We start from the raw sequence: 3,829 nt of genomic DNA, 5'->3' as shown, positions 1-3,829 counted from the left end.
GCCACCGTGCCGTAGCCGACCGCCTGTTTGCCGAAGCGTTCGCGGATCTTGTCGATGGCGCGGTCGGCGTCGAAGCGTGCCAGGCCCTTCTTCGTGCCGGGCCGGTGTTTCTCGTCAGCGAGGCCAAGCGGCAGGTCGAGCTGCAGCTCGAAGCTTTCCTCAAGATGCGACACCGAGATCGCCAGCAGCGAGATCGTTCTTTCGTGGGGGTTGTCGGCGAGGACGCCGCGCACCAGATCGCCGGCGATCTCGGCCAGCATCGCGGTCGCCGAGATCGGCTGGCCGAGCGTGATCGAGCGCGTGACGGCGGTGAGATCGGCAAAGCGCACGCGCACCGTCACCGTGCGGCCGGGCCGCGCCTTGGCGCGCAGCCGGCTGGCGACGCGGTCGGCCAGATGCAGCAGAGTGGGTGTGATGATCCGCGCCACGGCGGGTTTTTGGCCCAGCGCCGATTGGGCGCCGGCCGAATGCGCGCGGCGATGCGTTTCGAGCTTTCGTGGGTCGCGGTTCCATGACAAGGCGGCGAGCTTTTCGCCGGCGGCGGGACCGAGCGCCATGCGTCCTGGCCAGTTGACCGATGGTCTCGACGCCGATCTCGGCCAGCCGCGCCCTGGTCGCCGGGCCAACGCCCCACATCAGACTTACCGGCAGATCATGCAGGAAGGCGAGCTCGGTGCCGGGGTCGACGACCACCAGCCCGTCCGGTTTGGCGACCTGCGAGGCGATCTTGGCCAGATGCTTGGTGCGTGCCACGCCGATCGAGATCGGCAGGCCGAGTTCGGCCCGCACGCGGCGGCGGATGGTCGTCGCGATCGCTTGCGGCGAGCCGAACAGATGCGTGCAACCGGCAACGTCGGCAAAGGCCTCGTCGATGGAGATGCGCTCGACCACCGGGGTAAAATCGTCGAGCACCTTGATCGCCGCGTCGCCCAGCCGCTGGTAATGGCTGAAATTGCCGCCGACGAAGATCAATTGCGGGCAGAGTTCGCGCGCCTTGCGCCCTGGCATGCCGCCGCGCACGCCGAAGGCGCGCGCCTCATAGGAAGCGGCGAGCACGACGCCGCCGCCCACCGCGATCGGCTTGCCGCGCAGCGACGGATCGAGCAACTGCTCGACCGAGGCGTAGAAAGCGTCGAGATCGGCATGCAGGATGGTGGCTGCCGTGTCCATCGACCGCACATCCGCAGTTGCTGATAGATGGAACAAATAAAGAACAAAGGTGGATCATTGTCAAGCGAAGGGCGATTTGTGCGGCAACAGCTGTGCCGGTTCGGCGTGAACGCAACCGCCTAGACAATATGCTCCGATCGCAGCGCCGCTTTCATCTTTTCCAGCGCTGCTTCGCCGCCTGCCGCCAACTCGTCGGCAATCCCGGCCAGCTTATCGTCGGCCTCGCGGTACTTGCTGCCCCAGGCGCCGAGCGTCGCCAGCACCGGCAAGAGGTCGATACCTGCCTCGGTCAGCCGGTAGACCGTTCTCAAGCCATGCGTGGGGTCGTGGCTTCTGGTGAGGATGCCTTCCTCCTGAAGCGTTTGCAGCCGCTCGGCCAGCGTGCGCGAGGAGATGCCTTCGTCGGATTGCAGGAATTCGCGAAAGTGCCTTTTGCCGGCGAAGGCCATGTCGCGGATGATGAGCAGCGTCCAGCGGTCGCCGATCAGTTCGAGCGACAGGTTGATCGGGCAGCCGGATTTTTCGCGCGTCGACATCTATGCTTCCATTTTTAAATCACTTTACTATTGACATCGTTTTGGCCTTGTGTCAACGGTTCCAAATGTAAACTGTTTTGGATGGCCCTGAGGAGAATGACGGTGAAAAAGCTGGTCCTGCAGATGCAGATATCGGTCGACGGCTTTGTCGGCGCCACCGAGGACCATTCCTGGCAGCTCTGGGAGTGGGGTGACGAGAGCGCCTGGGACGATGCGCTGAAGCAGGACTTCAACGCTGTCTTCGCAGGCGTCGATACCATCCTGCTCAGCCGCAAGATGGCGCAGGAGGGCTATCTCACCCATTGGGGCAATGCGGCGAAGAAGTTTCCGCGCGATCCGTTCTACGCCTTTGCGCAGCGCATCGTCGACGCCCGTAAGGTGGTGCTCAGCGACAAGCTCGAGCAATCGGCCTGGGAGCCGGCTTGGGAGCGCACCAGTGTGGCCAGCGGCGACCTGCCGCGCGAGGTCAACGCGCTGAAGACGGGCGAGGGTGGCGACATTGCCGTGTTCGGCGGCGCCGGTTTCGCGTCAGCGCTGATCGCGGCCGGGCTGGTCGACGAGTTCCAGCTGTTCGTCAACCCGGCGGTGCTGGGGGCGGGCCGCCGGATTTTTGATCAGGGCGGTTTTAGGAACCTGCGGCTGCTCGGCTCGAAGGCCTATGCCTGCGGCATGGTGGTCAGCCGCTATGCACCGGCGGGGTGAGGGGAACCTCCATCTTCTCCCTGCTCACTTGGCGTCGTGGAAAATAATCCCTACCGTGTGGCGCATGCCTGAGCGCAGCCGGCTGACGCCGTGGCGCAGATTGACGCGGTAGTTGCCTTTGGTGCCCTGCACCGGCCGGTTGTGGACGGCGAACACAACGGCGTCGCCCTGGCGCAGCGGCACCACTTCGACCCGGCTCTGCATGCGCGGGCGCTGCTCGGTCAGCGCGAACTCGCCGCCTGTGAAATCCCGGCCCGGTTCGGAGAGCAGGATCGCCACCTGCAGCGGAAAGGCGAGATCGCCATAGAGATCCTGGTGCAGGCAGTTGAAGTCGCCAGGCACATATTGCAGCAGCAGCGGCGTCGGCCGTGTCTGGCCGGCGGCATGGCACTGATCGAGAAACGCCGCATGCGTCGCGGGATAACGCATGGCCTGCCCCATGCGCTCGTTCCACCGATTCGCGACCTCGGCCAGCCTGGGATAGAGCGCGCTGCGCAGGCCAGCCAGGAGGTCGGGCAAGGGATAGCGGAAGTAGCGGTACTCGCCCTTGCCGAAGCCATGCCTGGCCATATGGATGTGGCTGCGGAAATGCTTCTCCTCGGGATAGAGGTCGGCGATCTGTCGGCACTCTTCGGGCGACAGCAGCTTTTCAATCACCGCGCAGCCGAAGCCGTCGAGTTCGGCGGTAAGGGCGGGCCAGTCGTAATCGGCGATGCGCGTCCCGGCGGCTTCGATCACCGATCTGGCAATTTTGGCATGGGCCTTCATATCGTAGCCTCCTTGTAGAGCAGGGCGCGCTTGCGCTCGACGCCCCAGCGGTAGCCCGACAGCGTGCCGTCGGCGCGGGCAACACGGTGGCAGGGAATGCCCAGCGCAATCGCATTGGCCGCACAGGCGGTCGCCACGGCGCGGGCGCCGTTCGGCTGGCCGAGACGCCGGGCGAGCGCGGTGTAGGTGATGGTGGCGCCGCACGGGATGCCTCGGAGCGCCTCCCACACGCGCTGCTGGAATGGCGTGCCATGGCGCATGTCGAGCGGCAGGTCGAGGCCGACGCCGGGCGTCTCGATGAAGCGCGCGATTGCCGCGAGATCGTCGCGCAGTGCGGCCTCGTCCTTGGCCAGTATCTTGCCTGGGAAGCGGTTGGCGAGATCCTGCTCCAGTGTGTCGGCATCCGAGCCGATCAGGATGGCGCAGACGCCGATATCGCTGCGCGCCGCCAGGATTTTGCCGATGGGGGATTCGCCGATGGCATAGGCGATGGTGCCGAGGGCGGCGACGTTGCAGGCGGCTATCGGCATAGTGGTTTGTATAAGGTTCATTGCCTTCACTCCTTTGTTTGTGGCTGAACCCTAGCCACGGTGTCGGCCGTGTCTCACTCCGGTGCTTGCTTTCAAATTCAAATCTGCCTGAAAGGCGCAAAG

At 65.0% G+C, this 3,829-nt stretch carries 4 protein-coding genes and 1 pseudogene; 1 reads left to right on the top strand and 4 read right to left on the bottom strand.

Translation table 11 applies throughout. From position 1 onward, the window contains the following. Both dinB and EOB49_RS33205 read right to left on the bottom strand, forming a co-directional pair. Positions 1-1,170: pseudogene (gene dinB, locus EOB49_RS38830) on the bottom strand (DNA polymerase IV); the annotation flags it as partial. A 119-nt stretch (positions 1,171-1,289) separates the two neighbouring features. Further along, on the bottom strand, positions 1,290-1,706 hold the full coding sequence (locus EOB49_RS33205) for a helix-turn-helix domain-containing protein (protein ID WP_127383443.1): 417 nt from the start codon (positions 1,704-1,706) through the stop codon (positions 1,290-1,292). Positions 1,707-1,808: 102 nt separating this feature from the next. Between EOB49_RS33205 and EOB49_RS33200 the strand changes: the two genes are divergently transcribed. Continuing rightward, entirely contained in the window at positions 1,809-2,408 is a 600-nt protein-coding gene (locus EOB49_RS33200) for a dihydrofolate reductase family protein (RefSeq protein WP_127383442.1), read from the top strand. Between the two features lie 24 nt (positions 2,409-2,432). On the opposite strand, the gene EOB49_RS33195 is transcribed toward EOB49_RS33200, so the two are convergent. After that, positions 2,433-3,176, bottom strand: a complete 744-nt coding sequence (locus tag EOB49_RS33195) for a 2OG-Fe(II) oxygenase (RefSeq protein ID WP_127383441.1) — start codon at positions 3,174-3,176, stop codon at positions 2,433-2,435. Next, the gene (locus tag EOB49_RS33190; protein ID WP_127383440.1) at positions 3,173-3,727 is read right to left on the bottom strand and encodes a methylated-DNA--[protein]-cysteine S-methyltransferase; all 555 of its coding nucleotides are present in this window, start codon (positions 3,725-3,727) and stop codon (positions 3,173-3,175) included. The genes EOB49_RS33195 and EOB49_RS33190 overlap by 4 nt, the downstream gene beginning before the upstream one ends. Positions 3,728-3,829 lie beyond the last annotated feature (102 nt).

It is taken from the genome of Mesorhizobium sp. M7A.F.Ca.MR.148.00.0.0 (genome assembly GCF_003997735.1).
In the GTDB taxonomy this organism is placed as follows: domain Bacteria; phylum Pseudomonadota; class Alphaproteobacteria; order Rhizobiales; family Rhizobiaceae; genus Mesorhizobium.
The sequence above is the reverse complement of the archived record's forward strand: the minus strand, read 5'-3'. Positions and strand labels throughout refer to the sequence as shown.